Genomic DNA, 24,519 nt, shown 5'->3' with positions numbered 1-24,519 from the left:
GATCGGTCGGGCCAGGCAGACGAGATCTGCAGGCTCAGGCCTCGTGATCTTCCCAATCGCGGGTTCGGTCCACGGCCTTGCGCCAGCCTTTGTAGAGCTTTTCCTTCTGCGCTTCGTCCAATTGCGGGCTGAACTCACGTTCGATGATCGCCTTGTCTCGCAATTCGTCCAGGCCGCTCCAGAAGCCACAGGCCAGGCCCGCCAAGTAGGCAGCGCCCAAGGCTGTGGTTTCGCGCATTTTCGGCCGCTCAACGCAGGTGCCGAGAATGTCGGCCTGGAACTGCATGAGGAAGTTGTTGGCCACCGCACCGCCGTCCACGCGCAGTTCGCTCAGGCGCTGGCCGCAGTCCTGTTGCATGGCGTCGAGCACGTCGCGGGTCTGGTAGGCGATCGACTCCAGGGCGGCGCGGATGATGTGGTCGACCTTGACACCCCGGGTCAGGCCGAACAGGGCACCGCGGGCATAAGGGTCCCAGTAGGGTGCGCCCAGGCCGGTGAAGGCCGGTACCAAATAGACGCCGTTGCTGTCCTTGACCTTGCTGGCGAAATACTCGGTGTCGTAGGCGTCATTGACGATCTTCAGCTCGTCGCGCAGCCACTGCACGGTTGAGCCGCCATTGAACACCGCGCCCTCCAGCGCATAGGCCACTTCGCCGCGTGGGCCGCAGGCGATGGTGGTGAGCAGGCCGTGGGAGGAGGTCACTGCCTTGTCGCCGGTATTCATCAGCAGGAAGCAACCGGTGCCGTAGGTGTTCTTGGCCTGGCCGGGCTCCACGCACATCTGCCCGAACAGGGCAGACTGCTGGTCACCGGCGATGCCGGCGATGGCGATACCGCTCTTGGTATGGCCGTAGACTTCGGAGGAGGGACGCACCTGGGGCAGCATCTGGCGAGGGATGCCGAGGATCTGCAGGAGCTTCTCGTCCCATTGCAGCGTGTGGATGTTGAACATCAGGGTACGCGAGGCATTGGTGTAGTCGGTGACATGTACCTTGCCGCCGGAGAACTTCCAGATCAGCCAGGTATCGACAGTGCCGAACAACAGCTCGCCGCGCTCCGCACGTTCCCGGGCCCCTTCGACGTTGTCGAGGATCCACTTGAGCTTGGTGCCGGAGAAGTAGGGGTCGGTGACCAGGCCGGTGGCCTGGCGAATGTAGGCTTCGTGGCCGTCGCGCTTGAGCTGCTCGCAGATCTCGGTGCTGCGCCGGCATTGCCAGACGATGGCGTTGTATACCGGGCGCCCGGTTTCCTTGTCCCAGACCACCGTGGTTTCACGCTGGTTGGTGATACCCAGGGCGGCGACCTGGGCATGGCTGATGCCGGCCTGGGCCAGGGCCTCGACCATGGTCGCGCTCTGGGTCGCGAAGATCTCCATCGGGTCGTGCTCGACCCAGCCGGCTTGTGGGTAATGCTGCACGAACTCGCGCTGGGAGGTGCCGACCACGTTGGCGTCCCGGTCGAAAATGATGGCCCGCGAACTGGTGGTGCCCTGGTCCAGGGCGATGATGTAGTTCTTGTCCTGGGAATCTGTCATGTCGGTGGCCTTGCACAAAATAGGGAGTGGTCAGGGGGTGGCCGGGTGTCTTGCCGGCGCGCTGGCCTCAGGAAGCCTGGGTATCGCCCTGTGGGTTGTCGTCTGTTTGCGGGTTCGCGGTTTGCGCCATCGGCAGGTTGCGGGCGATCAGGCCTCGGTACAGGGCTGCCCCCATGCATGCGCCGAGGATCGGTGCGAACACCGGAACCAGGAAATAGGGAATGGAGCGCCCGCCGGTAAAGGCTATCTCGCCCCAGCCGGCCAGGAATGTCATCAGTTTAGGCCCGAAATCGCGTGCCGGGTTCATCGCAAAGCCGGTCAGAGGGCCCATGGCGCTGCCGATCACCGCGATCAGCAGGCCGATCAAAAGCGGCGCCATGGCGCCTCGGGGCAGGCCGTTGTTGTCGTCGGTCAGGGCCATGATCACTGCCATGAGGATGGCGGTGATCACCACTTCGACGAGGAACGCCTGGGCGATGGACAGGGCCGGGTGTGGGTAGGTGGAAAACACCGACGCCAGTTCCAGGCTGGCTTCGCTGCCGCGGACCATGGCATGGGCCTGTTCGAAATCGAAGAACAGGTTGCTGTACAACCCATAGACCAGCGCGGCGGCGCAGAAGGCGCCGCAGACCTGGGCGAGGATGTAGAACGGCAGTTTGCGCTTGTCGAAGCCGGCGAACAGGCACAGGGCAATGCTCACGGCCGGGTTCAGGTGCGCGCCGGAAATGCCGGCGGTGAGGTAGATCGCCATGCTGACACCGACCCCCCAGATGATGCTGATTTCCCAGAGCCCGAAGCTGGCGCCGGCGACCTTGAGCGCTGCAACACAGCCGGTGCCGAAGAAGATGAGCAGTGCGGTGCCGAGAAATTCGGCCATGCATTGGCCGGACAGGGTCGGTTGTCGTAGAGCAGTCGTCATGTATGACCTCGTTTCTTGTTGTTGTGAGGCACTGGGCGCTCGACAGCAAGGTCCGGTGTCTATCCCCGTTGACGCCGGACAAGTGTAGGAATGCACCTTTAAAAAAGTGTCATTTATTCAGAAACGAAAAAATATAGACAAGAAACGCTGATGTCAAAGGTCGAAAGTGAACGCTTGGTCACATTCTGGATGCATAGCTCGGTCGTAACTCCCGGGCCAGACTGACGCGTTGGCGCTACGCTGGTCGGGCTGTAGGAATTGGCCTAAAGTAGCCGCCGACTTGCCACCGATTGGAGCCGTACATGACCCCCGCCCTCGACCTTTTGAAGAAGGCGCGTGCCGAACATCGCGTGCACAGCTATGAACATGATCCGAAATCTGCGTCCTATGGCCTTGAGGCGGCGGAAAAACTGGGGCTTGATCCGCAGCGTGTGTTCAAGACCCTGTTGGCCAGCAGTGAGAAGGGGGAATTGCTGGTGGCGGTGGTACCGGTAGGCGGCACGCTCGACCTCAAGGCGCTGGCGCAGGCAGCGAGAGTCAAGAAGTGCGAAATGGCGGACCCGGCGGTAGCACAGCGTTCAACCGGCTACCTGGTGGGCGGGATCAGCCCGCTGGGGCAGAAGAAGCGCCTGCGCACGTTCATCGATGCATCGGCACAGCAATTTGACAGCATCCATGTGAGCGCCGGGCGGCGTGGGCTGGAGGTAGAACTGGCCGCAACGGTGCTGGCCGAGCATACCCAAGGGACGTTCGCCGAGATCGGCCGGGGCTGAAGGCTTCAGCCACAGCGCTCAACCTCTGTAGGAGCGGGCTTGTCCCGCGATCGGGCGCGCAGCGGCCGTAAAACCAGCAACTGCAATTCATCAAGTAGAATGAGTTGGCTGATTGACGGCCGCTGCGCGCCCGATCAGCGGGACAAGCCCACAAGACCGCGCAGCAACCGAAACGGCGATCAGGTCGCCGAGCTGTAGCGGCGAACCCCGTTTTCCTGCCGCGGCAGTTGCGCCGCTACACTGCCTGGTACCGGGAACAGCACCAGGTGGTCGGCGGCCACATTGATGCCGATTTCCTGACCGACCTGATGGTCGACGTGGCTCGGGAAGATCGCTTCCAACTGGCTGCCGGTGGGCAGCTGCAGTCGGTACAGGGTCGAGGCACCGAGGAAGCTCTTGCCGACGATATTCGCCCGCAGGTCGCTGTCCGGCGCGTGGATGATATCGTCCGGGCGCAGCAGCACGTCCACCGAACTACCCGGCGCCATGGTGTAGGCACGGTTGCCGCGCAGTTCGCCCACCTCGGTCTTGACCGCCTCGTGGCTGCTCATCTGGCCACGGATGAAGTAGCCCTGGCCGATGAAGCTGGCGACGAAGGGGGTCTGCGGCTCATGGTAGAGGTTGTAGGGCGTGTCCCACTGTTCCAGGCGGCCTTCCCTGAATACCCCGACCTGGTCGCTGACGGCAAAGGCTTCTTCCTGGTCATGGGTGACCAGGATGGCGCTGGTGCCTCGACTCTTGAGGATGTCGCGCACTTCATGGCTCAAGCGCCGACGCAGCTCCACGTCCAGGTTGGAGAAGGGCTCGTCGAGCAACAGCAACTGCGGCTCCGGTGCCAGGGCCCGGGCCAGGGCCACCCGTTGCTGCTGGCCGCCGGAAAGCTCGTGGGGGTAGCGCCCGCCCAGGCCGCCGAGCTTCACCAGCTCGAGCATTTCCTCGACCACCTCGTTCGGGCGTGGATGCTTGCCAAGGCCAAAGGCGATGTTTTGCGCCACGGTCAGGTGGGGGAACAAGGCGTAGTCCTGGAACACCATGCCGATCCGGCGCTTCTCCGGTGCCAGGGTGAACCCTGCGCGGGAGATGACTTCGCCGGCCAGCTGGATCTCGCCTTCGTGCACTGGCTCGAAGCCTGCGATCGCGCGCAGGGTGGTGGTCTTGCCGCAACCTGAGGAGCCCAGCAGGCAACCGATGTCGCCTGCGTTCAGGTGCAGATTGAGGTTCTGGACGATGCGCTGGTCGCCATAGCCACAGGCCAGGTCGCGCAGGTTGAGCAATAGCGGTTGACTCATGCGTGGTGGTAAGCCGGTTCTACAAGGAATTCCAGGAGGGCCTTCTGTGCATGCAGGCGGTTTTCAGCCTGGTCCCAGGCGACCGAGCGAGGGTCGTCGAGCAGGTCCTGGCTGATTTCCTCGCCACGATGGGCGGGCAGGCAGTGCATGAACAGGGCGTCGGGTGCCGCCAGGTCGAGCAGTTCGCGGGTGACCTGGTAAGGCGCGAAATGCGCCAGGCGCCGTGCAGTTTCCTCCTCCTGGCCCATGGAAGTCCAGACATCCGTGGTCACCAGATGGGCACCTTGCACGGCTTGCTTGGGGTCACGAATGACCTGCACGCGATCACCGCCCAGGGCGAGGAAGCGTGGATCGGGCTCGTAGCCTTCCGGGCAGGCGATGCGCAGCTGGAAATCGAACTGCAGGGCCGCCTCGATGTAGGAATTGCACATATTGAAGCCATCGCCGATCCAGGCCACGGTCTTGCCCTGGATCGAGCCGCGGTGCTCGAGGAAGGTCTGCATGTCGGCCAGCAGTTGGCAGGGGTGCGATTCGTCGGACAGGCCGTTGATCACCGGGATGCGGGAGTTGGCGGCGAATTCGGTGAGGGTGCTGTGGGCATGGGTGCGGATCATCACCGCATCGAGCATGCTCGACAGGACGATGGCGCTGTCGGCGATCGGCTCGCCACGGCCCAATTGGGTATCGCGGGGCGAGAGGAAGATGGCCTGGCCGCCGAGCTGGATCATGCCGGCCTCGAACGACACCCGGGTACGGGTGGAGGACTTCTCGAAGATCATTCCCAGCACGCGGTTCTTCAGTGGCTCGAACAGCACGCCTCGCTTGCGCAGGTCCTTCAGCTCGATGCCTCGACGGATCACGCCGAGCAGTTCGTCAGCGGTGAAATCCATCAGGGAGAGAAAGTGCCTAGCGCTCATGATTGACTACCTTATCTGCAACGGTTTGCAGGTCGACCGTATGGTTTTGTTGACAACGGGAACGACCTGCGGCGTAAGCCGCACGGGGCGGACGGAATAGGGGGAAGGCGCAATACTATAATTAAATGTCGCCTGAAACCAAGAGGGGGCACAGCAGCTCTGTTGCAAGGAATGTCGTAAGCCCTTGTGAGCGTACTGTTTTTTATTTTCCACAGGTGGGTTGTACACGGCTTGTCCGCCCTTTGGCAAACCCTGCGTCGCGAATCATGCCGCCGGTGTCGTGAAGTCCGAAGCGTCCAGCCTCGACAAATCCCTTGCGACGCCCCTGTGCATGCGCAGGCCGCAACGGGACTGGCAAGGCCGAGCATGCAGCTCGGCTTTCCGTTACAATGCGTCACCGTGCCGACGATCGCGTCGGAAAGTTCAGCCGAGGTGCTTCATGGATATCATCGAAACAATCAAAGAGCAGATCGCCAACAACACCATTCTGCTTTACATGAAAGGCTCGCCGAATGCCCCACAGTGCGGCTTCTCGGCGCGTGCTGCGCAGGCCGTTATGGGTTGTGGCGAGAAGTTCGCCTACGTCGACATCCTGCAGAACCCGGAAATCCGCGCCAACCTGCCCAAGTACGCCAACTGGCCGACCTTCCCGCAACTGTGGGTCGGTGGCGAGCTGGTCGGCGGCAGCGACATCATGCTGGAAATGTTCGAAAAGGGTGAGCTGCAGACCCTGATCAAGGAAGCCGCCGCCAAGGCCAAGGCCTCCGAAGCCTGATCCGGTTTTTGTCGCAGGCATGAAAAAGCCCCGCCTAGGCGGGGCTTTTTCATGGAGCAGGAAACGCGTCGCCTGCCCGCCTAGGTTTATTCCTCACCCATCTGCGATTGCAGGTAGTTCTCGATACCCACCTTGTCGATCAGGCCCAGTTGGGTCTCCAGCCAGTCGATGTGCTCTTCCTCGGACTCCAGGATGTCTTCGAGCAGTTCGCGGGAGCCGAAGTCACCGGCGGTTTCGCAATGGGCGATGGCCGCCTTGAGGTCGACCAGGCCTTTCTGTTCGATCTTCAGGTCGCACTCGAGCATTTCCTTGGTGTGTTCGCCGATCAGCAACTTGCCCAGGTCCTGCACGTTGGGGATGCCTTCGAGGAAAAGAATACGCTTGATCAATTTGTCAGCGTGCTTCATCTCGTCGATGGATTCCTTGTACTCGTGCTTGCCGAGTTTGTTCAGGCCCCAGTCCTCGTACATCCGCGCGTGGAGGAAGTACTGGTTGATCGCGACCAGCTCGTTTCCGAGGATCTTGTTGAGATGCTGGATGACGCTTACGTCGCCTTTCATGTCGGGTTCCTGCCCTGTTGAAGTATGCCAATACAGGAAGTCTGAGCCCGACCTGGGCCTCTGTCAAACCTAAGTTATTGAATAGTAAGTGAAAATTAATAGGAATAAGAATGTTTGTGAACCGCGTTAGAACGCTAACTTATTGAATTGAAGGCATAAAAAAACCGGACACTGGGTCCGGCTCTTCGAATTCGGTGATTTACGCCACGTTGAATTCAACGGGGTAGGGCAGGGCGGCCTGCTGGCTGACCTGAAGTTCGGTCAGGGTCTCGCGGACCACCTGCTTGGCCAGGCATGCACATTTGCCACATTGGCTGCCAACATTGGTGGCGGCCCGGACTTCCTTGTAGCTGCAGCATCCTTCATAGATCGCATCGCGAATCTGTCCGTCGGTGACGCCGACACAAAGACACACATACATAAGATCAGACCATCAGGGTAGAGGCTCGATGGGGTGGAGCTTAATGGTAATGAGAATGCGTGTCAAAGAACTTTCCTCCAGCCTTGTGTCGGTGCGACCGGCGGTTGGATTCGGCCTGTCACCAGAAGCCGTGTATGATGGGCAACCTTTGCTGGATGCCGGGGCAGGTCGACCCTCCCGGGTATCTGATTTCACCACCATCAAGGAGATAACGAATGAGCGTACTCGTTGGTAAACAAGCCCCCGACTTCACCGTTCCGGCCGTACTGGCCAACGGCGAGATCGTCGACAGCTTCAACCTGGCTTCGGCCATCAAGGGCAAATACGGCCTGGTGTTCTTCTACCCACTGGACTTCACCTTCGTCTGCCCATCCGAGCTGATCGCCCTGGACCATCGCATCCCTGACTTCCAGGCGCGCGGCGTGGAAGTGATCGGCGTGTCGATCGACTCGCACTTCACCCACAACGCCTGGCGTAACACCCCCGTCAACAACGGCGGCATCGGCCCGGTCAAGTACACCCTGGCTGCAGACATCTCCCACGACATCTGCAAGGCCTACGACGTTGAGTCCGAAGGCGGCGTAGCCTTCCGTGGCGCCTTCCTGATCGACAAGAACGGCGTTGTCCGTTCGCAGATCGTCAACGACCTGCCGCTGGGCCGCAACATGGAAGAACTGCTGCGCCTGGTCGACGCCCTGCAATTCCACGAAGAGCACGGCGAAGTCTGCCCTGCCAACTGGAAGAAAGGCGACAAGGGCATGACCGCTTCGCCGGAAGGCGTTGCTGCCTACCTGAGCGAGAACGCTGGCAAGCTGTAATTGCTACGCGAATAAAAAAACCGGCCATCATGGCCGGTTTTTTTATGCCTGTAGCGGTGCTCTGGGCAGCCTGGTGCCAGCAAGCCCCCACCTGTCCTGCGCCGCTCTCAAGACTTGCGAACCCCCTGTGGGAGCTGGCTTGCCAGCGATAGCGCCGCAAAGCAGCCCCAGGGGCTCAGGCTGGTCAGTCGTTGAAGTCGCGCCAGCCGCCCATTTCCTTCCAGCGGTTGACGATGCCGCAGAACAGCTCGGCGGTTTTCTCGGTGTCGTAGCGTGCCGAGTGGGCTTCACGCCCATCGAAATCGATGTCGGCACTCTGGCAGGCCCGGGCCAGGACAGTCTGGCCATAGGCCAGGCCAGCCAGGGTGGCCGTGTCGAAGCTGGAGAAAGGATGGAAGGGATTGCGCTTGAGGTCGTTGCGCGCCACAGCGGCATTGAGGAAGCCCAGGTCGAAGCTGCTGTTGTGGCCGACCAGGATGGCCCGTTTGCAACCATTGGCCTTCAATGCCTTGCGCACCCCACGGAAAATGTCGGTAAGCGCGGTTTCTTCGCTAACCGCCATGCGCAGTGGGTGGTCCAGCTTGATACCGGTGAACTCCAGGGCCGCCGGCTCGATGTTGGCCCCTTCGAAGGGCTCGACCCGGTAGAAGTAGGTGTGCTCCGGGAACAGGAAGCCTTTCTCGTCCATGCCAATGGTGACGGCAGCGATTTCGAGCAGCGCGTCTGTGGCGCTGTTGAAACCGCCGGTTTCCACATCCACCACCACGGGCAGGTAACCGCGGAAGCGCTCGGCCATCGGGTGGCGAACGCTGCTGCCTTGACCTTCCTGGTCGTCTTCGTAGAACGCTTCGCTCACGCCTTCTCCTCCAGCAGACGCCAGCGCAGTTTTTCACCGGCGCGCAGCGGAACCACGGTGTTGTCACCAAATGGCAGGCTGTCGGGAGCGGTCCACTCGTCGCGAACCAGGGTGATGGTGTCGGTGTTCGCCGGCAGGCCATAGAACGCCGGGCCGTGCAGGCTGGCGAAACCTTCGAGCTTGTCCAGCGCATTGCGCTGTTCGAAGGCCTCGGCATACAGCTCGATGGCAGCGTAGGCCGTATAGCAGCCGGCGCAGCCGCAGGCGGCTTCCTTGGCGTGGCGGGCATGGGGCGCCGAATCGGTGCCGAGGAAGAACTTGCAGTTGCCGCTGGTGGCTGCGTCCAGCAGCGCCACCTGATGGGTGTTGCGCTTGAGGATCGGCAGGCAATAGAAGTGCGGGCGAATACCGCCGACCAGCATGTGGTTGCGGTTGTACAAGAGGTGCTGCGCGGTGATGGTCGCGCCGACGTTGGCCGGGGCCTGCAGGACGAACTGCGCGGCATCGGCGGTGGTGATGTGCTCGAACACCACTTTCAGCGTGGGGAAGCGCTCGACCACGCGGGCCAGGTGCTCGTCGATGAAGCGCTTCTCGCGGTCGAACACATCGACCTCGGCACGGGTCACTTCGCCGTGCACCAGCAGTGGCATGCCGGTTTCGGCCAGGGCCTCGAGCGCCGGCGTGATGTTGTCGATGCTGGTCACGCCCGAGTCAGAGTTGGTGGTGGCGCCGGCCGGATACATCTTGGCGGCGTACACGAAACCGCTGGCCTTGGCCGCGCGGATATCCTCGGCGCTGGTGCGGTCGGTGAGGTACAGCACCATCAGCGGCTCGAAGCGGCTGCCCGCCGGGCGCGCGGCGAGGATGCGCTCGCGATAGGCACCTGCCTCGACGGCGTTGCGTACCGGCGGGACCAGGTTGGGCATGATGATGGCGCGGGCGAAGGTACGCGCCACGTCGCCAACGGTATGGGGCAGGACGGCACCATCGCGCAGATGGATGTGCCAGTCGTCGGGACGCAGGAGGGTCAGGCGATCGGACATTGGAGATTCCAGGCGGGTCGAACTCAAGGGCCAATGCTACCGGAAAACCCCGGTAGGAGCACGGCTATCAAGTTTTCCCGGTGGCGTCCGATAGCCTGCAGGTAAGCCGTCAGAATCTGTGGAGCCACCTGTGCGCCAGCGTTACCTAGCCCTTCTTTCCCTGTTTGCCAGCCTGCCGGCCGGGGCATTGACCTTCCAGACGCGCGTGGAGAACGTCGCCTGGAACGTCGAGGGGGACCAGTTCGAATGTCGGCTGTCCCAGCCGATCGACGGTTTCGGCAGCGGTGAGTTCGTCCGCCGTGCCGGCGAACAGGCGGTCTTCCAGTTGCGATCGGACAGCAATGCGCTGGGGGCGGGCAATGCGACCTTGCTGGCGGCGGCAGCACCTTGGCAACCTGGCCGGGGCGACATCAATCTCGGGGGCGTGCGCATGGGGCGCAGCGGGGTGTTGTTCACATCGTCCCAGGGGCAGGCCAGCCGGCTGATCAACGGCCTGCTCGACGGGCGCAGCACGGTGGTGCGCAACCATGCCGGCGAGGGCGGCAGACCCATGGAGGTGCATGTATTGCCGGTCAGCTTCGCCAAGGCCTACGGCGACTACCAGGCATGTGCCGCCAAGCTGCTGCCGATGAACTTCGACCAGATCCGCCAGACCCAGGTCGGGTTCCCACGCGGTATCGAGCTGGACAGCGCGGCGCGGGCACGCCTGGACGTGATCCTCGATTACCTCAAGGCCGACCCGTCGGTGAACCACATCGAGCTCGATGGCCATGCCGACAACAGCGGCAGCCGCCTGACCAACCGCGACACCTCACGCCGCCGCGCCCTGGCGGTCGCCGACTACCTCAAGGCCCATGGTGTGCCGGATGAGCAGATCACCGTGCGCTTCCACGGCGAACGTTACCCCTTGGCCCGGAACAACAGTGCCGCCAACCGGGCGCGCAACCGCCGGGTGAACATCCAGCTGGAGCGTGTCGCCCCGGTAGAGAAGCCGGTGGAAAAGTCCTCGGCAGAGCCCACCCCGGCGCCCGCTGCCGCAGCTCCAGCGACGCCTGGCCCAGCGCCGGCGCAGGCACCGGCAGAAAAAAAATCCTGATCGCGACGAGGGTCGCGCTCTTGACTGTTCCTGTCGCTTTGTCATCACAAGCTGTCGCCCCATTGTAAATATTTCAATGGGGCCGGTAGAATCAACCGCTTTCCGTACAACCCCGTGGAGTGATGGCATGGCGGACGTAAAAAAGGTCGTACTGGCGTATTCCGGCGGCCTTGATACTTCGGTGATTCTCAAGTGGCTGCAGGATACCTACAACTGCGAAGTGGTGACCTTCACCGCTGACCTGGGTCAGGGCGAGGAGGTCGAGCCGGCCCGCGCCAAGGCACAGGCAATGGGCGTCAAAGAGATCTACATCGATGACCTGCGCGAAGAGTTCGTGCGAGACTTCGTGTTCCCGATGTTCCGCGCCAACACCGTCTATGAAGGCGAGTACCTGCTGGGTACTTCCATTGCCCGTCCGCTGATCGCCAAGCGCCTGATCGAGATCGCCAACGAAACCGGTGCCGACGCCATTTCCCATGGCGCTACCGGCAAGGGCAACGACCAGGTGCGTTTCGAGCTGGGCGCCTATGCACTCAAGCCGGGCGTCAAGGTCATCGCGCCATGGCGCGAGTGGGACCTGCTGTCCCGCGAGAAGCTGATGGACTACGCCGAGAAGCACGGCATTCCGATCGAGCGCCACGGCAAGAAGAAGTCGCCGTACTCGATGGACGCCAACCTGCTGCACATTTCCTATGAAGGCGGTGTCCTGGAAGATACCTGGACCGAGCACGAAGAAGACATGTGGCGCTGGAGCGTGTCCCCGGAGAACGCCCCGGATCAGGCTACCTACATCGAGCTCACCTACCGCAACGGTGACATCGTCGCCATCGACGGCGTCGAGAAGACCCCGGCTACCGTCCTGGCCGACCTGAACCGCATCGGTGGTGCCAACGGTATCGGTCGCCTGGACATCGTCGAGAACCGCTATGTCGGCATGAAGTCCCGTGGCTGCTACGAGACCCCTGGCGGCACCATCATGCTCAAGGCCCACCGCGCCATTGAGTCGATCACCCTGGACCGCGAAGTCGCTCACCTGAAGGATGAGCTGATGCCCAAGTATGCCAGCTTGATCTACACCGGCTACTGGTGGAGCCCGGAGCGTCTGATGCTGCAGCAGATGATCGACGCCTCGCAGGTCAACGTGAACGGCGTCGTTCGCCTGAAGCTGTACAAGGGCAACGTCACCGTTGTCGGTCGCAAATCGGACGATTCGCTGTTCGACGCCAACATCGCGACCTTCGAGGAAGACGGCGGCGCCTACAACCAGGCCGATGCTGCGGGCTTCATCAAGCTCAACGCCCTGCGTATGCGCATCGCCGCCAACAAGGGCCGCTCGCTGCTCTGATCTCATCCTGGCGAGCGTTACCTGAAAACCCGGCCTTGGCGCCGGGTTTTTTATTTATCAGCGGTCGATCGCCTCGTCGGGCTCGCCCAGCGCCTTGACCGACAGCTGGATACGGGTCCGGGTGTCGAGGTTGTAGAGCACCCAACGGCGAGCATGGGGATGGCGGCGGGTGAGGGTACGCAATATATGCTGCTCGATCATCTTGCGCGTGTCGGGCCCTGAGAGCGTGATGGTCATCGTCGATGTGCTCGCCTTTTCCGCAGGCGGCGTACTGGGCACTTGTGCGTGGGGCTTGCTTCGGCGAGCGGTTCTGTTGGGCTGGTACAGGGAGTGATAGTTGAAGTTCAAGGTCAGGAAAAACAGCATGGTCAGGAAGAACGGAAAGCCCACCAGAAACCATGTATAGGTCTTCTGGCTGTTCTCGCTGAGAAAGGGCAGGGACGCAAGGGCGGAGGCTTCGATGATGCCTGCGAATATGGCGATGATCGCCAAGGGACTGATGGAGTCTGTCTGTTGCATGGTGCTTGGCCCGCAAATATTTGCTTATCTCTCGCCTGTTTTCGCGGTCGGCTGAAGATAGAGATATTTCCCTGGAAGCCATAACGCCAAAATCACCTTTGCCGCTGCGTCTAGTTACCCTGAAACATAGATTAGTCGTTCGTGCGTCTCGCCGGCTTGCGACTAGGAAATGTTTATTTATCGTTGTTAACTTTTGGTCTCACACCTACATAACTCGACAACTTATAAAGTGTTCGATTGTAGGAAATTTCCGCAATTGATGTAGGTCTCGTCTCTGCTTGGTCATATGCCGCAATCCGCCGCGCCATGGCGTGGCGTGCTCGGTTATCGTGTTAGCTCGGAGCAAGAATAATGAATCAATGGATATCGCATGAATAAAGTGCTTATCGTGGATGATCATCCGGTTATTCGTCTGGCCGTACGCATGTTGATGGAACGGCATGGGTATGACGTCGTGGCGGAAACCGATAACGGTGTGGATGCCTTGCAGTTGATCCGGGAATACCAACCCGACATCGTAGTGTTGGATATCGGTATTCCGAAACTCGATGGGCTGGAGGTCATTGGTCGGCTGTCGAGCATCAGCCCAGCCAGCAAGGTGCTGGTTCTGACGTCTCAGGCCGCGGGGCATTTCTCCATGCGTTGCATGCAGGCGGGCGCGGCGGGCTATGTGTGCAAGCAGCAGGACCTGACCGAACTGCTCAGCGCGATCAAGGCCGTACTGTCCGGGTACAGCTATTTCCCCAACCAGGCCCTGCACAAGACGCGTGGGTGTGCCAAGGGCGGCACCGAGGAGGAAATGGTCCAGCGTCTTTCCGGCAGAGAGGTCATGGTGTTGAAGGAGCTGGCCAGCGGCAAGAGCAACAAGGAGATCGCCAACAGCATGTTCCTCAGCAACAAGACGGTCAGTACCTACAAGACACGCCTGTTGCTCAAGCTCAATGCCCGTTCCCTGGTCGACCTCATCGAACTTGCCCAGCGCCACGGCCTGTCGCGGCCCTGAAACAGGAAAGCCTCCGCAAGGGAGGCTTTCAAGATGCCCGGCGGGCTACAGGTCGTAGTCGAAGTCGGCGAGTTGTTTCTGCAGACGCCGCTCCTCGAGGAGGTTGTCGATGGTACGGCGTTTGCTCAGGTTGGTTTTCGCCGTTTCCACCTGGGGCTCGATATCGTCTTCCGAGGTAGGAAATTCATCGTCGATCGACAGTTCGTCTTTATCGGTGCTCATGAGTTACTCCAAGCCAAGGGGCCATTGGCCGTCCTTATAGCGAGAAACCCGATTCCGGTAAAAAAGATTTTTTCAATCGTATACAACCATTTCCTTCTATTGTCTCAATCGTCAGAAGTCTTCTGTTTATACTCGCACAGGTCCTCGATACGGCAGGCGCCACAACGGGGCTTGCGCGCCTGGCATACATAGCGGCCGTGCAGGATCAGCCAATGGTGGGCGTCGAGCAGGTAGTCCTTGGGTACGAACTTGAGCAATTTCTTTTCCACCTCCAGTACCGTCTTGCCGGGCGCGATACCCGTCCGGTTGCTGACCCGGAAGATATGCGTATCGACCGCCATGGCCGGCTGGCGAAAGGCGGTGTTGAGCACGACGTTCGCGGTCTTGCGGCCAACCCCTGGCAGCGCCTCGAGGGCTTCGCGGGTTTGCGGCACTTCACCGCCGTGGCGTTCGATCAGCAGGCGGCAGGTCTCGATGACATTCTTGGCCTTGCTGTTGTAGAGGCCGATGGTCCTGATGTATTCGCTCAGCCCTTCGACGCCCAAGGCATGGATGGCCTGCGGTGTGTTGGCCACGGGGTACAGCCGTGCGGTGGCTTTGTTCACCCCGACATCCGTCGCCTGGGCGGACAGGATGACGGCGATGAGCAATTCGAAAGGGGTGGTGTAGGCCAGTTCGGTCTTTGGGTCGGGGTTGTCTTCGTGCAGCCTGCGAAAGATCTCCAGGCGTTTGGCGGCATTCATGGGCTCAAAGGCTTCCTTGACGACGTGAGGGGGCTGGCCCCGGACGCAAGCGATTGTACAGGGCCAGCAAGCCGCCGAGCAGCATCAATCCACCCGGTGCCAGGCTTGCCAAATGCACGCCGACCCCGGTCGCCAACCATTGACGGCAGGCACCGAGCAGTATGCACAGCATCAGCAGGCTGCTCAGCAAAAGGCCCAGGCGCCGCCAGCCGAGCCCGTCCGGCCACAACTGGTCCGCCATCAGGCATTGTATGCAGAGCAGGGCTGGATAGTGGCCAAGTGAATGGGCCAGCGGCAGGGCCCAGGTCTGCAGGCCCAGTTGCAGACTGCTGGCAAGCGCTGCGAGCAGCAACAGGCTGGCCAGCAAACGCCAGGGCCCAGCGAGCCAGCGGCGCAGTGGTATCAGCAACGCCTGGTGCAGGCTCAGGAGCAGCACGCTACACAACCCGATGGTAGTGGCCTGTGCCAAGGTCGACGTCGCACCAGCCAAGGCAAGTACGCTGATGCCGGGTAGCCAGAATCTATTCATCGGTATGTGCCTCCAGTAGGGTGGCGCGGTGAGCATCGAAATAGCGCAGGGCATCCTGCAGGGCGTCGATCACCGCGCGGGAGGTGACCGTGGCACCGGCTAGTTGGTCATAGTCGCCATTGTCGCGCTTGATGGCCCAGGCGCCTTCCTGGGTGCGGCCTGTGAACTGGTCCAACCAATGGATGCGTGGATCGACCAACTGGTCCCCGAGGCCTGGGCTTTCCTGTTGTTCAAGGACGTGAGTGCCGACCAGGCGTCCGGCTGGGTCTATGGCGATCGCCAAGGTGATCGGCCCCGCATACCCCTGTGTCTGGCTGTGCAGCAGCACAGCGCTCGGCTTGCCGTCCAGGGTCGCCCTGTAGCCAGCCAGCAAGCGGCTGTGGGGCAGGTGTGTGTCGCCCAAGGCCACGGGAGCTTGCAGGGGTTGGTTGTCGAAGCTACCCGCAGGCAGTGCCTGCAACCAGCGCAGGTTATGCAACTGTCGCTCGGCCTCCAGGCGGCTTGGCGCTGTCCAATGTCGCCAGGCCAGGGTACTGCCCAGCGAAAAGATGCCAATCAGCACCAGCAGTACGGCACTGCGCGCCGAAGGGTTCATGGGCTGGCCTGTGAATGGCGTGCGGCCTGGCGTTCCAGGGCCGGTACGGCGAGGTTCATCAGGAGGATGGCGAACGCCGTGCCGTCGGGATAGCTGCCCCAGGTGCGGATCAGATAGATCAGCAGCCCCGCGCCGAAGCCGAACACCAGGCGCGCCAAGGCGCTGCGGGGCCCGGATACCGGTTCGGTGGCGATGAAGAACGCCGCCAGCATGGTCGAGCCGGAGAATAGATGCAGTAGCGGCGAGCCATTGGAATCGGAGCCCGAGCCGTTCCAGCACAGCAGGCTGAACAGGAATATACCGGCCAGCAGGCCTGCAGGGGCATGCCAGGCGATGACCTTGCGTTGCCAGAGGAACAGCCCGCCGACCAGGAATGCGAGGTTCACCGACTCGCTGCCGCGCCCGCCGATCGTGCCAAAGCCTGGGTGTTGGGCGAACAGTTCCTCAAGGGTGAGGCTGCGATTGTGGCGTAGCCCGTCCAGCGCCGTCGGAGTGGCCCAGGCATCGACGTGCACCGGCGCGCCGAACAGATGCTGCACCGCCTCCATAAAATCTGCCGGCTGGCCTGGCCATTGGTTCATCTGCAGGGGGAAACTCAGCAGGACGAAGGCATAGCCGACCATCGCCGGGTTGAACAGGTTGCGCCCGACACCGCCGAAGGCTTGCTTGCCAATACCGATCGCCACGCTCGTGGCGATGACCGGCAACCACCACGGTGCCAGGCTGGGCAGGGCTGCGGCCAACAGCACGGCGCTGACCAGCGCGCTGCCATCTGCCAACGCAGGCAGCGGCGCTTGACCGCGCAGGGCCAGCAGCAAGGCTTCGCAGCCCAAGGCGGTGCCGGCACAGAGCAGCAGGTTGAACAACACGCCCCAGCCGTGCAGCCAGAACAGGGCCAGCAAGCCGGGCGCACAGGCCAGCAGCACCAGGCCCATGGCCCTGCGCAGCCGCGGGTCAGGCGCTGGCATGGCCCGGCCCGGCCTGCAGGGCGTCGAGGTGTCGTTGAGCCTGCTCGGCCGCCTTCTCCAGGGTGCGCAACTGGTCGAGCTGGGCTTCGCTCGGTGAGCTGCCGAACGCACTGCGGGCCTTGCTCAGCTGGGCGCGGCTCATGGCGGCGGCGATCTTCGCCTGCTTCAAGGCGGCGTCACTGCTGGCGGCTTTTTGCGCCTTGACCCGTTCGATGGCAGCTTTGATCGGATCCGGCGCGGCGTCGCCATCACCTACCGTAGGGGCGGCCGGCCGTGGGTTGCGCGCCAATCGCTCGGCCTGGCGACGTGCTTCATCGCGTTGCAGCCGGGCGTTGCGTTGTTCATGACGCCGTCGCGCGTGGTCGCGGCGCTGGGTGCGCGCAGCCTGCTGGTGTGGCGTCTGGGCCAGCCCGCCAACGATCGGGATGATGTTGTCCGGCAGAGGCAGCAGGTCGATGCAGTCGACCGGGCAGGGCGCCAGGCACAGGTCGCAGCCTGTGCATTCGTTGGCGATGACCGTATGCATCAGCTTCGCGGCACCGACGATGGCGTCCACTGGGCAGGCCTGGATGCACTTGGTGCAGCCGATGCATTCGGCCTCGCGGATATAGGCCACCTGGGGCGGTGCGCTGCCTCGCCCCGGGTCTAGGTCGATGACCGGGGTATCGAGCAGGTGAGCCAGGGCGGCAATGGTTTCTGCGCCGCCCGGTGGGCATTTGTTGATCGCTTCGCCAGCGGCCAGTCCTTCGGCATAGGGCCGGCAACCGGCGTGGCCGCATTTGCCGCACTGGGTTTGTGGAAGCAGGGCGTCGATGCGTTGAATCAGACTCATTGTGTGAATAATCCGTTGAAGCCGGAGAACGCCATGACCATCACGCCTGCGCCGATCAGTTCGATGGGCAGGCCGCGCAGGGCAATGGGCATGTCGTCGTTATCCGTGCGTTGGCGCAGGTCATCGAACAGGGCCAGGGCAAGCCAGAACCCCAGCCCCCCGGCCAGGCCCCAGCCGAGTGACGGGAGCCATTGGCCAAGCGTGCCCAGTTGCAATAGCAAGCCTAGCACCAGGGTGTTGCCCAGCAGCAGGGACGGCAGGTTGTCCACCCGCCAAGCGGGCCGCAACTGCCCGAACAGTTTGGGCAGGCCTAAGGCTTGCAATGCCAGCAAGGGCAACAACAGGAACAACTGCAGGTCCTGCCATTGCAGGATAAATATCAGGTCTTGCAGCAGTTGCCCAACGATCAGGCCCAGCATCACCGCCAGGGCGCTGCAGGCACCCACTACGTGAAGCTGCGGGCGGGAAAGCGGCGACCGCTGCAGGATCAGGTGGTTGACCAGCGCAGCGCTGACCAGTACCAGGACGTAGTCGCTCATGGGAAGGCCGATGGCTGGGAGGTGCCGACAGTATGGCACGCGCCCGCAGATGGAAATGCCCCGGCCGAAGGCCGGGGCAAGACGCGCTGCTTATTTGATGCGCTGACCTGGCTTGGCGCCGCTGTCGGGGCTCAGCAGGTAGATTTCTTCACCGCCAGGGCCGGCCGCCATGACCATGCCTTCGGACACGCCGAAGCGCATCTTCCGTGGCTTGAGATTGGCCACCATCATGGTCAGGCGGCCTTCGAGCTTGGCGGGGTCGGGGTAGGCCGACTTGATGCCGGAGAACACGTTGCGGCGTTCGTCACCGATGTCCAGGGTCAGGCGCAGCAGCTTGTCGGCACCCTCGACCGCCTCGGCCTTGACGATGAGTGCCACGCGCAGGTCGACCGCGGCAAAGGTGTCGAACTCCACTTCCGGCGACAGCGGATCCTTGGCCAGTTCACCGTTGCCGGCGGGAGCTGCGGCTTCGGCGGCGGCAAGGTCTTCCTTGCTGGCGGTGACCATGGCTTCGATCTTGGCCGGCTCGATACGGCTCATCAGGGCCTTGAACGGGTTGAGCGTGTGGTTTTCCAGGCGCGACAGGTGGTCGTTCCAGGTCAGCGGCGCGACATTGAGGAAGGCCTCGGCATCGGCCGCCAGGACCGGCAGTACCGGCTTGAGGAAGATCACCAGTTGGCGGAACAGGTTGATGCCTTGGGCGCAGATGGCCTGGACCTCGTCCTGCTTGCCTTCCTGCTTGGCCAGCGACCACGGCGCCTTGTCGGCGATCCAGGCGTTGGCCCGGTCGGCCAGGGCCATGATTTCACGCATGGCACGGGCGAAGTCGCGGTTTTCGTAGGCTTCGGCGATGGACGGGGCGGCGGCCAGGAAGGCTTCGCTCAGCTCGGGGGCGGCATCGCCGGCGACCAGAACGCCTGCATTGCCCTTGTGGATGAACCCTGCGCAGCGGCTGGCGATGTTGACCACCTTGCCGACCAGGTCGGAGTTGACCTTCTGCACGAAGTCGTCGAGGTTCAGGTCCAGGTCATCGACGCCACGGCCCAGCTTGGAGGCGTAGTAGTAACGCAGGTATTCCGGCTGCAGATGGTCCAGGTAAGTGCGCGCCTTGATGAAGGTGCCGCGCGACTTGGACATCTTGGCGCCATTGACCGTCAGGTAGCCGTGCACGTTGATGGCGGTCGGCTTGCGGAAGCCTGCGCCTTCGAGCATGGCCGGCCAGAACAGGGCGTGGAAGTTGACGATGTCCTTGCCGATGAAGTGGTACAGCTCGGCCTTGGAGTCTTCTTTCCAGAACGCGTCGAAGTCCAGCTCCGGGCGGCGTGCACACAGGTTCTTGAAGCTGGCCATGTAGCCGATCGGTGCGTCCAGCCAGACGTAGAAGTACTTGCCCGGCTCGCCCGGGATCTCGAAGCCGAAGTACGGTGCGTCGCGGGAGATGTCCCACTCCTGCAGGCCCGAGTCCAGCCACTCGGCCAGCTTGTTGGCAACGGCGTCCTGCAGGGTGCCGCTGCGGGTCCACTGCTGCAGCATCGCCTGGAAGTCAGGCAGCTTGAAGAAGAAGTGCTGGGAGTCGCGCAGCTCCGGCGTGGCACCGGAAATGGCCGACTTGGGGTTCTTCAGCTCGGTGGGCGCGTAGGTGGCACCGCATTTCTCGCAGTTGTCGCCGTACTGGTCTTCGGCCGCGCACTTGGGGCAGGTGCCCTTGATGAAGCGGTCGGCCAGGAACATGCCCTTCTCGGGGTCGTAGTACTGGGTGACCGAACGGGTGGCGATGTGCCCTGCTTCACGCAGGCGGGTGTAGATCAGGCTCGACAGCTCGCGGTTCTCTTCGCAGTGAGTCGAGTGGAAGTTATCGAAATCGACCAGGAAATCGGCGAAGTCGCTGCTGTGCTCGGCCTGGACGTTGGCGATCAATTGCTCGGGGGTGATGCCTTCCTTCTCTGCACGCAGCATGATGGCCGAGCCGTGGGCGTCGTCGGCGCAGACATAGATGCACTGATTGCCGCGCAGCTTCTGGAAGCGAACCCACATGTCCGTCTGGATGTACTCGAGCATATGGCCAAGGTGGATGGAACCATTGGCATAGGGCAGGGCGCTGGTGACGAGAATCTGGCGTGGCTCGGACATGGTGGCTTGGCTACTTGATCTGGCAACGGGATGGAAAATGAAGAAGATCGGCCACTATAAAGGGCTGGCGAATATATTTCACCCCAAGGACGCATCTGCTGACGATTGACGGTTAGCATAGGCGCCTGTTCCATATTCGTTTGCCATTGGGAGTGTCCATGAGTGCCGTCACACATGCCGCCGTCGAAGGCGTGCTTCGCCAGTACACCGACCCCTACCTGAACCAGGACCCGGTCAGCGCCGGTTGCGTGCGCGCCATCGACATCCAGGGCGGGCAGGTCAACGTACGCTTGCAGCTGGGCTATGCCGCCGGTTTGTTCAAGAACGGTTGGGCGCAGGTGCTGGGCACCGCCATCGAAAACCTCGACGGCGTGAGCGCGGCCACGGTTTCGATCGATTGCGTGGTCGGCACCCACAAGGGCCAGGCCCAGGTGCCGGCCATGGCCAACGTCAAGAACATCATCGCCGTGGCCTCGGGCAAGGGCGGGGTCGGCAAGTCGACCACCGCCGCCAACCTGGCCCTGGCCCTGGCCCGCGAGGGGGCCCGGGTGGGCATCCTCGATGCCGATATCTACGGCCCGAGCCAGGGCGTGATGTTCGGCATCGCCGAGGGGACCCGGCCGCAGGTGCGCGAGCAGAAGTGGTTCGTGCCGATCAAGGCCCACGGCGTGGAAGTCATGTCCATGGCGTTTCTCACCGATGACAACACGCCGATGGTCTGGCGCGGCCCGATGGTCTCCGGGGCGTTGCTGCAACTGGTGACCCAGACCGCCTGGGATGACCTCGACTACCTGGTGATCGACATGCCACCTGGCACCGGCGACATCCAGCTGACCCTGGCGCAAAAGGTGCCCGTCGCCGGTTCGGTGATCGTCACCACCCCGCAGGACCTGGCGTTGCTGGATGCGAAGAAGGGCGTGGAGATGTTCCGCAAGGTCAACATCCCGGTGTTGGGCGTGGTCGAGAACATGGCCGTGCACATTTGCTCGAACTGCGGCCATGCCGAGCACCTGTTCGGCGAAGGTGGTGGCCAGAAGCTCGCGGCCCAGTATGGTGTCGAACTGCTGGCCTCCCTGCCGCTGTCGATGCTGATCCGCGAGCAGGCCGATAACGGCAAGCCTACGGCCATCGCCGAGCCGGAAAGCCAGATCGCCATGATCTACCAGGAACTGGCCCGCCAGGTGGGGGCGCGGATCGTGCTGCAGGAAGCGGCGGCGCCGGCGATGCCGAACATCACCATCAGCGAGGACTGACCCGCAAGGGTGAGTCGTCTGCTTCGCAGGTAAACCCGCTCCCACAAGGTCGGCACATGCTGGCGATAGTGCGCGCCCGTTGTGGGAGCGGGTTTACCCGCGAAGGAGCCAGCACCGATTTATCGATCGGCCAGGCATAAAAAAACCCGCCGGAGGCGGGTTTTTTTGAAAGCGAGGAAGCAAATCGACTTAGGCGATTTGAACTTCTTCAGCCTGCATGCCTTTCTGGCCGCGGGTAGCGACGAAAGTAACAGCCTGGCCTTCTTTCAGGGTTTTGAAGCCGTCAGCCTGGATGGCTTTGAAGTGTACGAACAGGTCGTCACCCGACTGAGGGGTGATGAAGCCGTAGCCCTTCTCATCGTTGAACCACTTGACAACACCGGATTGGCGATTGGACATGTTTCTGTCTCCTTGGACAAAGTAGATTTCGGCACAGGAAACGCCCTGGCCGGGACTGAGCGCAAAGAGAGCAGAAAATTCAGCGATGGGCCGATAGGAATCGTGCATCAAACTAGAGATTCTCGGTGTCACGTGCAGCACAGTGGCGCCACCTTAACCCACTTTCCCCGACCTGCCAATGGTCAATGACGGCTTTGTCGAAATTCGGATCGACGGTGGCTACAGCTCCCGTCCGGCGCGGGATTGCAGGATGGAACTTTGCCGCGGGCGCCGGGACCGGTAAGATGCGCGTCTCGTTTTTCACCTTGCACTCTCAGGACACTCCCGCGATGAGCATCAAATCGGACAAGTGGATTCGCCGCATGGCGCAGGAACACGGCATGATCGAACCGTTCGTCGAGCGCCAGGTGCGCGGCGGCGAAGACAGCCGGGTCATTTCCTTCGGCGTCTCCAGCTACGGCTACGACGTGCGCTGCGCCGACGAATTCAAGGTGTTCACCAATATCAATTCGGCCACCGTCGACCCGAAGAACTTCGATGCCGGCAGCTTCGTCGACGTCAAGAGCGACGTATGCATCATCCCGCCGAACTCCTTCGCCCTGGCCCGCACCGTCGAATACTTCCGCATTCCGCGCAACGTATTGACCATCTGCCTGGGCAAGAGCACCTATGCCCGCTGCGGCATCATCGTCAACGTCACCCCGCTGGAACCTGAGTGGGAAGGCCACGTAACCCTGGAGTTCTCCAATACCACCACCCTGCCGGCCAAGATCTATGCCAACGAAGGCGTGGCGCAGATGCTCTTCCTCGAATCCGATGAAGAATGCGAAGTGTCCTATAAGGATCGTGGCGGCAAGTACCAGGGCCAGCGCGGCGTCACCCTGCCACGCACCTGAGTGACGAGCGCGGGGAATTCCTCGCGCGCCAGGCACTCCAATGGTTAGAACGGTCCGGTGCGCATGGCGCGTGCCGGCTATCGCCAGGAGCAGCCAATGAAACTCCATCCCGCTATCAGCGCGAAGCTGGCCGTCCTCCAGCCCAACCAGATCGGGTTGCTGGCATGGTCCCTGCTGGCGCATCCGCCGACGCCGGTGCAGGCCGGTGGCGTGCCCCACCAGCCCGACCCTGATACCCCGCAACCACCCGAACCAGGCGAATCGCCACCCATGGAGCCGGGCGAACCCACCTTGCCGGACGAACCGCCTCCCTCGCCGGTGGCTTGAGCCCCACGCCGTCTCAGTTGGCCAGCAGGTAACCGCTGCGGCAGACCTGCTCGCCCGCCACGTGCGCAATGACCATGCCTGCCGTGGCCATGCGTCTTACGCTGCGCGCATAGAGCAAGCCTGCCTGGACATTGTGCACCGCAGTCACCCGGTCGCTCAGCGGGTCGATGACTTCGGCGATCAACTGGCCGGCTTCCAGGTATTGCCCGGGTTTGGCGTGGAATACCAGCAAACCGCCCAACGGTGCCATCACCGGTTCGACGGCAGCCAGTGGTGTTGCCGGGTAGGCCAGGGGCGGCAACGCTTTGGCCTGGCCCTCGATGACCCCCGCATGGGTCAGGAAATCGAGGATGCCCTGGCAATCCTTGGCTGCCAGGTCGTGGCAGACATCGGCCTGGCCGCGCAGCTCTACCGTCACCGAGAAACTGCCCATGGGGATTGGGAAGTGCTTGCCGAAGCGCTGCTGCAACTGCCACCACACCAGGCTGAAGCACTCATCGAACGATTGGCCCCCTGAATCGGTGGCCAGCAGGCTGGCCTGGACACCCAGGTAGCGGGCCAGTGGCTCGACCTGGGGCCAGGCTTCAGGTGTGGTGTACAGGTGTTCCACCGCCTCGAAGTCGCAGTGCAGGTCGAGCACGATGTCGGCATCGCAGGCCAGGCGCTGCAAGGTCAGGCGCTGGGATTGCAACGGGGTGCGAGCAGGATGGGCGTCCAGCCCGCGGCGCAGGTATTCGCGGATCAACGCCCGGTTGTGTTCCGGGTCCTGGGTCAGGTGGCCTTCGATCTGGTCACCGATGCTGTCCGACAGGTCGACGAAGTTGCGGTTGAAGTTTTCCCCGCTTTGCAATTCGAAACGCCCCAGGGGCGCATCCAGCAGCACCTGCTCCAGGCCGACCGGGTTGGCCACGGGAACCAGGATCACCTCTTGGTTCAGCCGGCCTTGCTGTTCCAGCTCGACCAGGCGGCGCTTGAGGTGCCAGGCCACCAGCATGCCGGGCAGTTCGTCGGCGTGCAGCGAGGCCTGGATGTAGACCTTGCCGCCACCGCGCGGGCCGAAGTGGAAGCTATGGAGCTGGCGGGCGATGCCCGGGACGGGAGACAGCAGGTCGTGGGTCGAATGATGCATGGTGGTCCTGGCTGAGTGGCGAAAACGGTCTGCGATAACAGTCGGCACAAAGATAGAAGCATAACTTCGGCTGTTGCGCAGCCTCCTTG

Annotated in this window: 27 protein-coding genes and 1 pseudogene; 9 read left to right on the top strand and 19 right to left on the bottom strand. The window is 62.4% G+C overall.

The genetic code is table 11. From position 1 onward, the window contains the following. Positions 1–34 precede the first annotated feature (34 nt). Together glpK and AC1MHZ_RS09080 are read right to left on the bottom strand one after the other, a co-directional pair. Entirely contained in the window at positions 35–1,534 is a 1,500-nt protein-coding gene (gene glpK, locus AC1MHZ_RS09085) for a glycerol kinase GlpK (RefSeq protein WP_084856010.1), read from the bottom strand. 67 nt (positions 1,535–1,601) lie between these two features. Beyond that, complete coding sequence (locus AC1MHZ_RS09080) at positions 1,602–2,453, bottom strand: MIP/aquaporin family protein (protein WP_084856012.1); 852 nt, start codon at positions 2,451–2,453, stop codon at positions 1,602–1,604. 302 nt (positions 2,454–2,755) lie between these two features. On the opposite strand from AC1MHZ_RS09080, the gene ybaK reads away from it, so the two are divergent. Continuing rightward, positions 2,756–3,226, top strand: a complete 471-nt coding sequence (gene ybaK, locus AC1MHZ_RS09075) for a Cys-tRNA(Pro) deacylase (protein WP_084856014.1) — start codon at positions 2,756–2,758, stop codon at positions 3,224–3,226. A 179-nt stretch (positions 3,227–3,405) separates the two neighbouring features. On the opposite strand, the gene AC1MHZ_RS09070 is transcribed toward ybaK, so the two are convergent. Next, positions 3,406–4,515, bottom strand: a complete 1,110-nt coding sequence (locus AC1MHZ_RS09070) for an ABC transporter ATP-binding protein (protein WP_084856016.1) — start codon at positions 4,513–4,515, stop codon at positions 3,406–3,408. Beyond that, positions 4,512–5,432 (bottom strand): ornithine carbamoyltransferase, encoded by a 921-nt coding sequence (gene argF / locus AC1MHZ_RS09065; protein ID WP_084856018.1) that lies wholly within the window; start codon positions 5,430–5,432, stop codon positions 4,512–4,514. The genes AC1MHZ_RS09070 and argF overlap by 4 nt, the downstream gene beginning before the upstream one ends. A gap of 439 nt (positions 5,433–5,871) precedes the next feature. Between argF and grxD the strand changes: the two genes are divergently transcribed. Continuing rightward, positions 5,872–6,207 carry a Grx4 family monothiol glutaredoxin gene (gene grxD / locus AC1MHZ_RS09060; RefSeq protein ID WP_043206518.1) on the top strand — a complete coding sequence of 112 codons (336 nt, stop codon included), beginning with the start codon at positions 5,872–5,874 and terminating at the stop codon, positions 6,205–6,207. Positions 6,208–6,293: 86 nt separating this feature from the next. On the opposite strand, the gene bfr is transcribed toward grxD, so the two are convergent. Beyond that, positions 6,294–6,767: a bacterioferritin gene (bfr, locus tag AC1MHZ_RS09055; RefSeq protein WP_084856022.1), complete on the bottom strand. Its 474-nt coding sequence runs from the start codon at positions 6,765–6,767 to the stop codon at positions 6,294–6,296. Between the two features lie 199 nt (positions 6,768–6,966). After that, positions 6,967–7,188, bottom strand: a complete 222-nt coding sequence (locus AC1MHZ_RS09050) for a bacterioferritin-associated ferredoxin (protein ID WP_084856023.1) — start codon at positions 7,186–7,188, stop codon at positions 6,967–6,969. A 215-nt stretch (positions 7,189–7,403) separates the two neighbouring features. On the opposite strand from AC1MHZ_RS09050, the gene AC1MHZ_RS09045 reads away from it, so the two are divergent. Next, positions 7,404–8,006 (top strand): peroxiredoxin, encoded by a 603-nt coding sequence (locus AC1MHZ_RS09045; protein WP_084856025.1) that lies wholly within the window; start codon positions 7,404–7,406, stop codon positions 8,004–8,006. Between the two features lie 184 nt (positions 8,007–8,190). On the opposite strand, the gene rnt is transcribed toward AC1MHZ_RS09045, so the two are convergent. Both rnt and pyrC read right to left on the bottom strand, forming a co-directional pair. Continuing rightward, positions 8,191–8,802 (bottom strand): ribonuclease T, encoded by a 612-nt coding sequence (gene rnt / locus AC1MHZ_RS09040; protein ID WP_230381177.1) that lies wholly within the window; start codon positions 8,800–8,802, stop codon positions 8,191–8,193. A 56-nt stretch (positions 8,803–8,858) separates the two neighbouring features. After that, positions 8,859–9,905: a dihydroorotase gene (pyrC, locus tag AC1MHZ_RS09035; RefSeq protein WP_084856029.1), complete on the bottom strand. Its 1,047-nt coding sequence runs from the start codon at positions 9,903–9,905 to the stop codon at positions 8,859–8,861. A 130-nt stretch (positions 9,906–10,035) separates the two neighbouring features. On the opposite strand from pyrC, the gene AC1MHZ_RS09030 reads away from it, so the two are divergent. Both AC1MHZ_RS09030 and AC1MHZ_RS09025 read left to right on the top strand, forming a co-directional pair. Beyond that, positions 10,036–11,001, top strand: a complete 966-nt coding sequence (locus AC1MHZ_RS09030) for a flagellar protein MotY (protein WP_084856030.1) — start codon at positions 10,036–10,038, stop codon at positions 10,999–11,001. A 127-nt stretch (positions 11,002–11,128) separates the two neighbouring features. Next, the gene (locus AC1MHZ_RS09025) at positions 11,129–12,346 is read left to right on the top strand and encodes an argininosuccinate synthase (RefSeq protein WP_013973956.1); all 1,218 of its coding nucleotides are present in this window, start codon (positions 11,129–11,131) and stop codon (positions 12,344–12,346) included. A gap of 57 nt (positions 12,347–12,403) precedes the next feature. On the opposite strand, the gene AC1MHZ_RS09020 is transcribed toward AC1MHZ_RS09025, so the two are convergent. Next, positions 12,404–12,865: a hypothetical protein gene (locus AC1MHZ_RS09020; RefSeq protein WP_084856032.1), complete on the bottom strand. Its 462-nt coding sequence runs from the start codon at positions 12,863–12,865 to the stop codon at positions 12,404–12,406. Between the two features lie 370 nt (positions 12,866–13,235). Between AC1MHZ_RS09020 and AC1MHZ_RS09015 the strand changes: the two genes are divergently transcribed. Continuing rightward, a complete protein-coding gene (locus tag AC1MHZ_RS09015; protein WP_084856033.1) occupies positions 13,236–13,868 on the top strand; it encodes a response regulator transcription factor in 633 nt (210 codons plus the stop codon). Positions 13,869–13,913: 45 nt separating this feature from the next. On the opposite strand, the gene AC1MHZ_RS09010 is transcribed toward AC1MHZ_RS09015, so the two are convergent. From AC1MHZ_RS09010 to metG, 8 genes and pseudogenes are all read right to left on the bottom strand, one after another. Beyond that, a complete protein-coding gene (locus AC1MHZ_RS09010; protein WP_172402996.1) occupies positions 13,914–14,090 on the bottom strand; it encodes a PA3496 family putative envelope integrity protein in 177 nt (58 codons plus the stop codon). A gap of 104 nt (positions 14,091–14,194) precedes the next feature. Further along, positions 14,195–14,833 carry an endonuclease III gene (nth, locus tag AC1MHZ_RS09005; RefSeq protein ID WP_324813242.1) on the bottom strand — a complete coding sequence of 213 codons (639 nt, stop codon included), beginning with the start codon at positions 14,831–14,833 and terminating at the stop codon, positions 14,195–14,197. Positions 14,834–14,837: 4 nt separating this feature from the next. Beyond that, positions 14,838–15,362, bottom strand: coding sequence for an Rnf-Nqr domain containing protein (locus tag AC1MHZ_RS09000; RefSeq protein WP_084856038.1), 525 nt, complete (start codon positions 15,360–15,362; stop codon positions 14,838–14,840). Further along, entirely contained in the window at positions 15,355–15,957 is a 603-nt protein-coding gene (locus tag AC1MHZ_RS08995; RefSeq protein ID WP_084856039.1) for an RnfABCDGE type electron transport complex subunit G, read from the bottom strand. Before AC1MHZ_RS08995 ends, AC1MHZ_RS09000 begins: the two co-directional genes overlap by 8 nt. After that, the gene (locus AC1MHZ_RS08990; RefSeq protein ID WP_482966278.1) at positions 15,954–16,925 is read right to left on the bottom strand and encodes an RnfABCDGE type electron transport complex subunit D; all 972 of its coding nucleotides are present in this window, start codon (positions 16,923–16,925) and stop codon (positions 15,954–15,956) included. Before AC1MHZ_RS08990 ends, AC1MHZ_RS08995 begins: the two co-directional genes overlap by 4 nt. Then, positions 16,915–17,757: pseudogene (locus AC1MHZ_RS08985) on the bottom strand (RnfABCDGE type electron transport complex subunit B); the annotation flags it as partial. The pseudogene AC1MHZ_RS08985 and the gene AC1MHZ_RS08990, both read right to left, overlap by 11 nt. Then, positions 17,754–18,296: an Rnf-Nqr domain containing protein gene (locus tag AC1MHZ_RS08980; RefSeq protein ID WP_465001784.1), complete on the bottom strand. Its 543-nt coding sequence runs from the start codon at positions 18,294–18,296 to the stop codon at positions 17,754–17,756. The gene AC1MHZ_RS08980 and the pseudogene AC1MHZ_RS08985, both read right to left, overlap by 4 nt. A 90-nt stretch (positions 18,297–18,386) precedes the next feature. Continuing rightward, positions 18,387–20,426, bottom strand: coding sequence for a methionine--tRNA ligase (gene metG / locus AC1MHZ_RS08975; RefSeq protein ID WP_084856046.1), 2,040 nt, complete (start codon positions 20,424–20,426; stop codon positions 18,387–18,389). 158 nt (positions 20,427–20,584) lie between these two features. Here metG and apbC point away from each other — a divergent pair, with 158 nt between their 5' ends. Then, positions 20,585–21,679 (top strand): iron-sulfur cluster carrier protein ApbC, encoded by a 1,095-nt coding sequence (gene apbC / locus AC1MHZ_RS08970; protein ID WP_084856048.1) that lies wholly within the window; start codon positions 20,585–20,587, stop codon positions 21,677–21,679. Between the two features lie 189 nt (positions 21,680–21,868). Here the strand turns inward: apbC and AC1MHZ_RS08965 are convergent, their stop codons facing one another. Beyond that, the gene (locus tag AC1MHZ_RS08965) at positions 21,869–22,078 is read right to left on the bottom strand and encodes a cold-shock protein (protein ID WP_003254922.1); all 210 of its coding nucleotides are present in this window, start codon (positions 22,076–22,078) and stop codon (positions 21,869–21,871) included. 329 nt (positions 22,079–22,407) lie between these two features. On the opposite strand from AC1MHZ_RS08965, the gene dcd reads away from it, so the two are divergent. Both dcd and AC1MHZ_RS08955 read left to right on the top strand, forming a co-directional pair. Then, positions 22,408–22,974 (top strand): dCTP deaminase, encoded by a 567-nt coding sequence (gene dcd, locus AC1MHZ_RS08960; protein WP_043213075.1) that lies wholly within the window; start codon positions 22,408–22,410, stop codon positions 22,972–22,974. A gap of 96 nt (positions 22,975–23,070) precedes the next feature. Then, positions 23,071–23,301, top strand: coding sequence for a hypothetical protein (locus AC1MHZ_RS08955; protein WP_084856050.1), 231 nt, complete (start codon positions 23,071–23,073; stop codon positions 23,299–23,301). A 13-nt stretch (positions 23,302–23,314) separates the two neighbouring features. Here AC1MHZ_RS08955 and AC1MHZ_RS08950 read toward each other — a convergent pair whose 3' ends face one another. Beyond that, on the bottom strand, positions 23,315–24,430 hold the full coding sequence (locus AC1MHZ_RS08950; protein ID WP_084856052.1) for a succinylglutamate desuccinylase/aspartoacylase family protein: 1,116 nt from the start codon (positions 24,428–24,430) through the stop codon (positions 23,315–23,317). Positions 24,431–24,519 lie beyond the last annotated feature (89 nt).

The sequence above is a fragment of the Pseudomonas sp. FA-1 genome, assembly GCF_056856075.1.
This window is presented reverse-complemented; position numbering and strand designations above follow the sequence as displayed.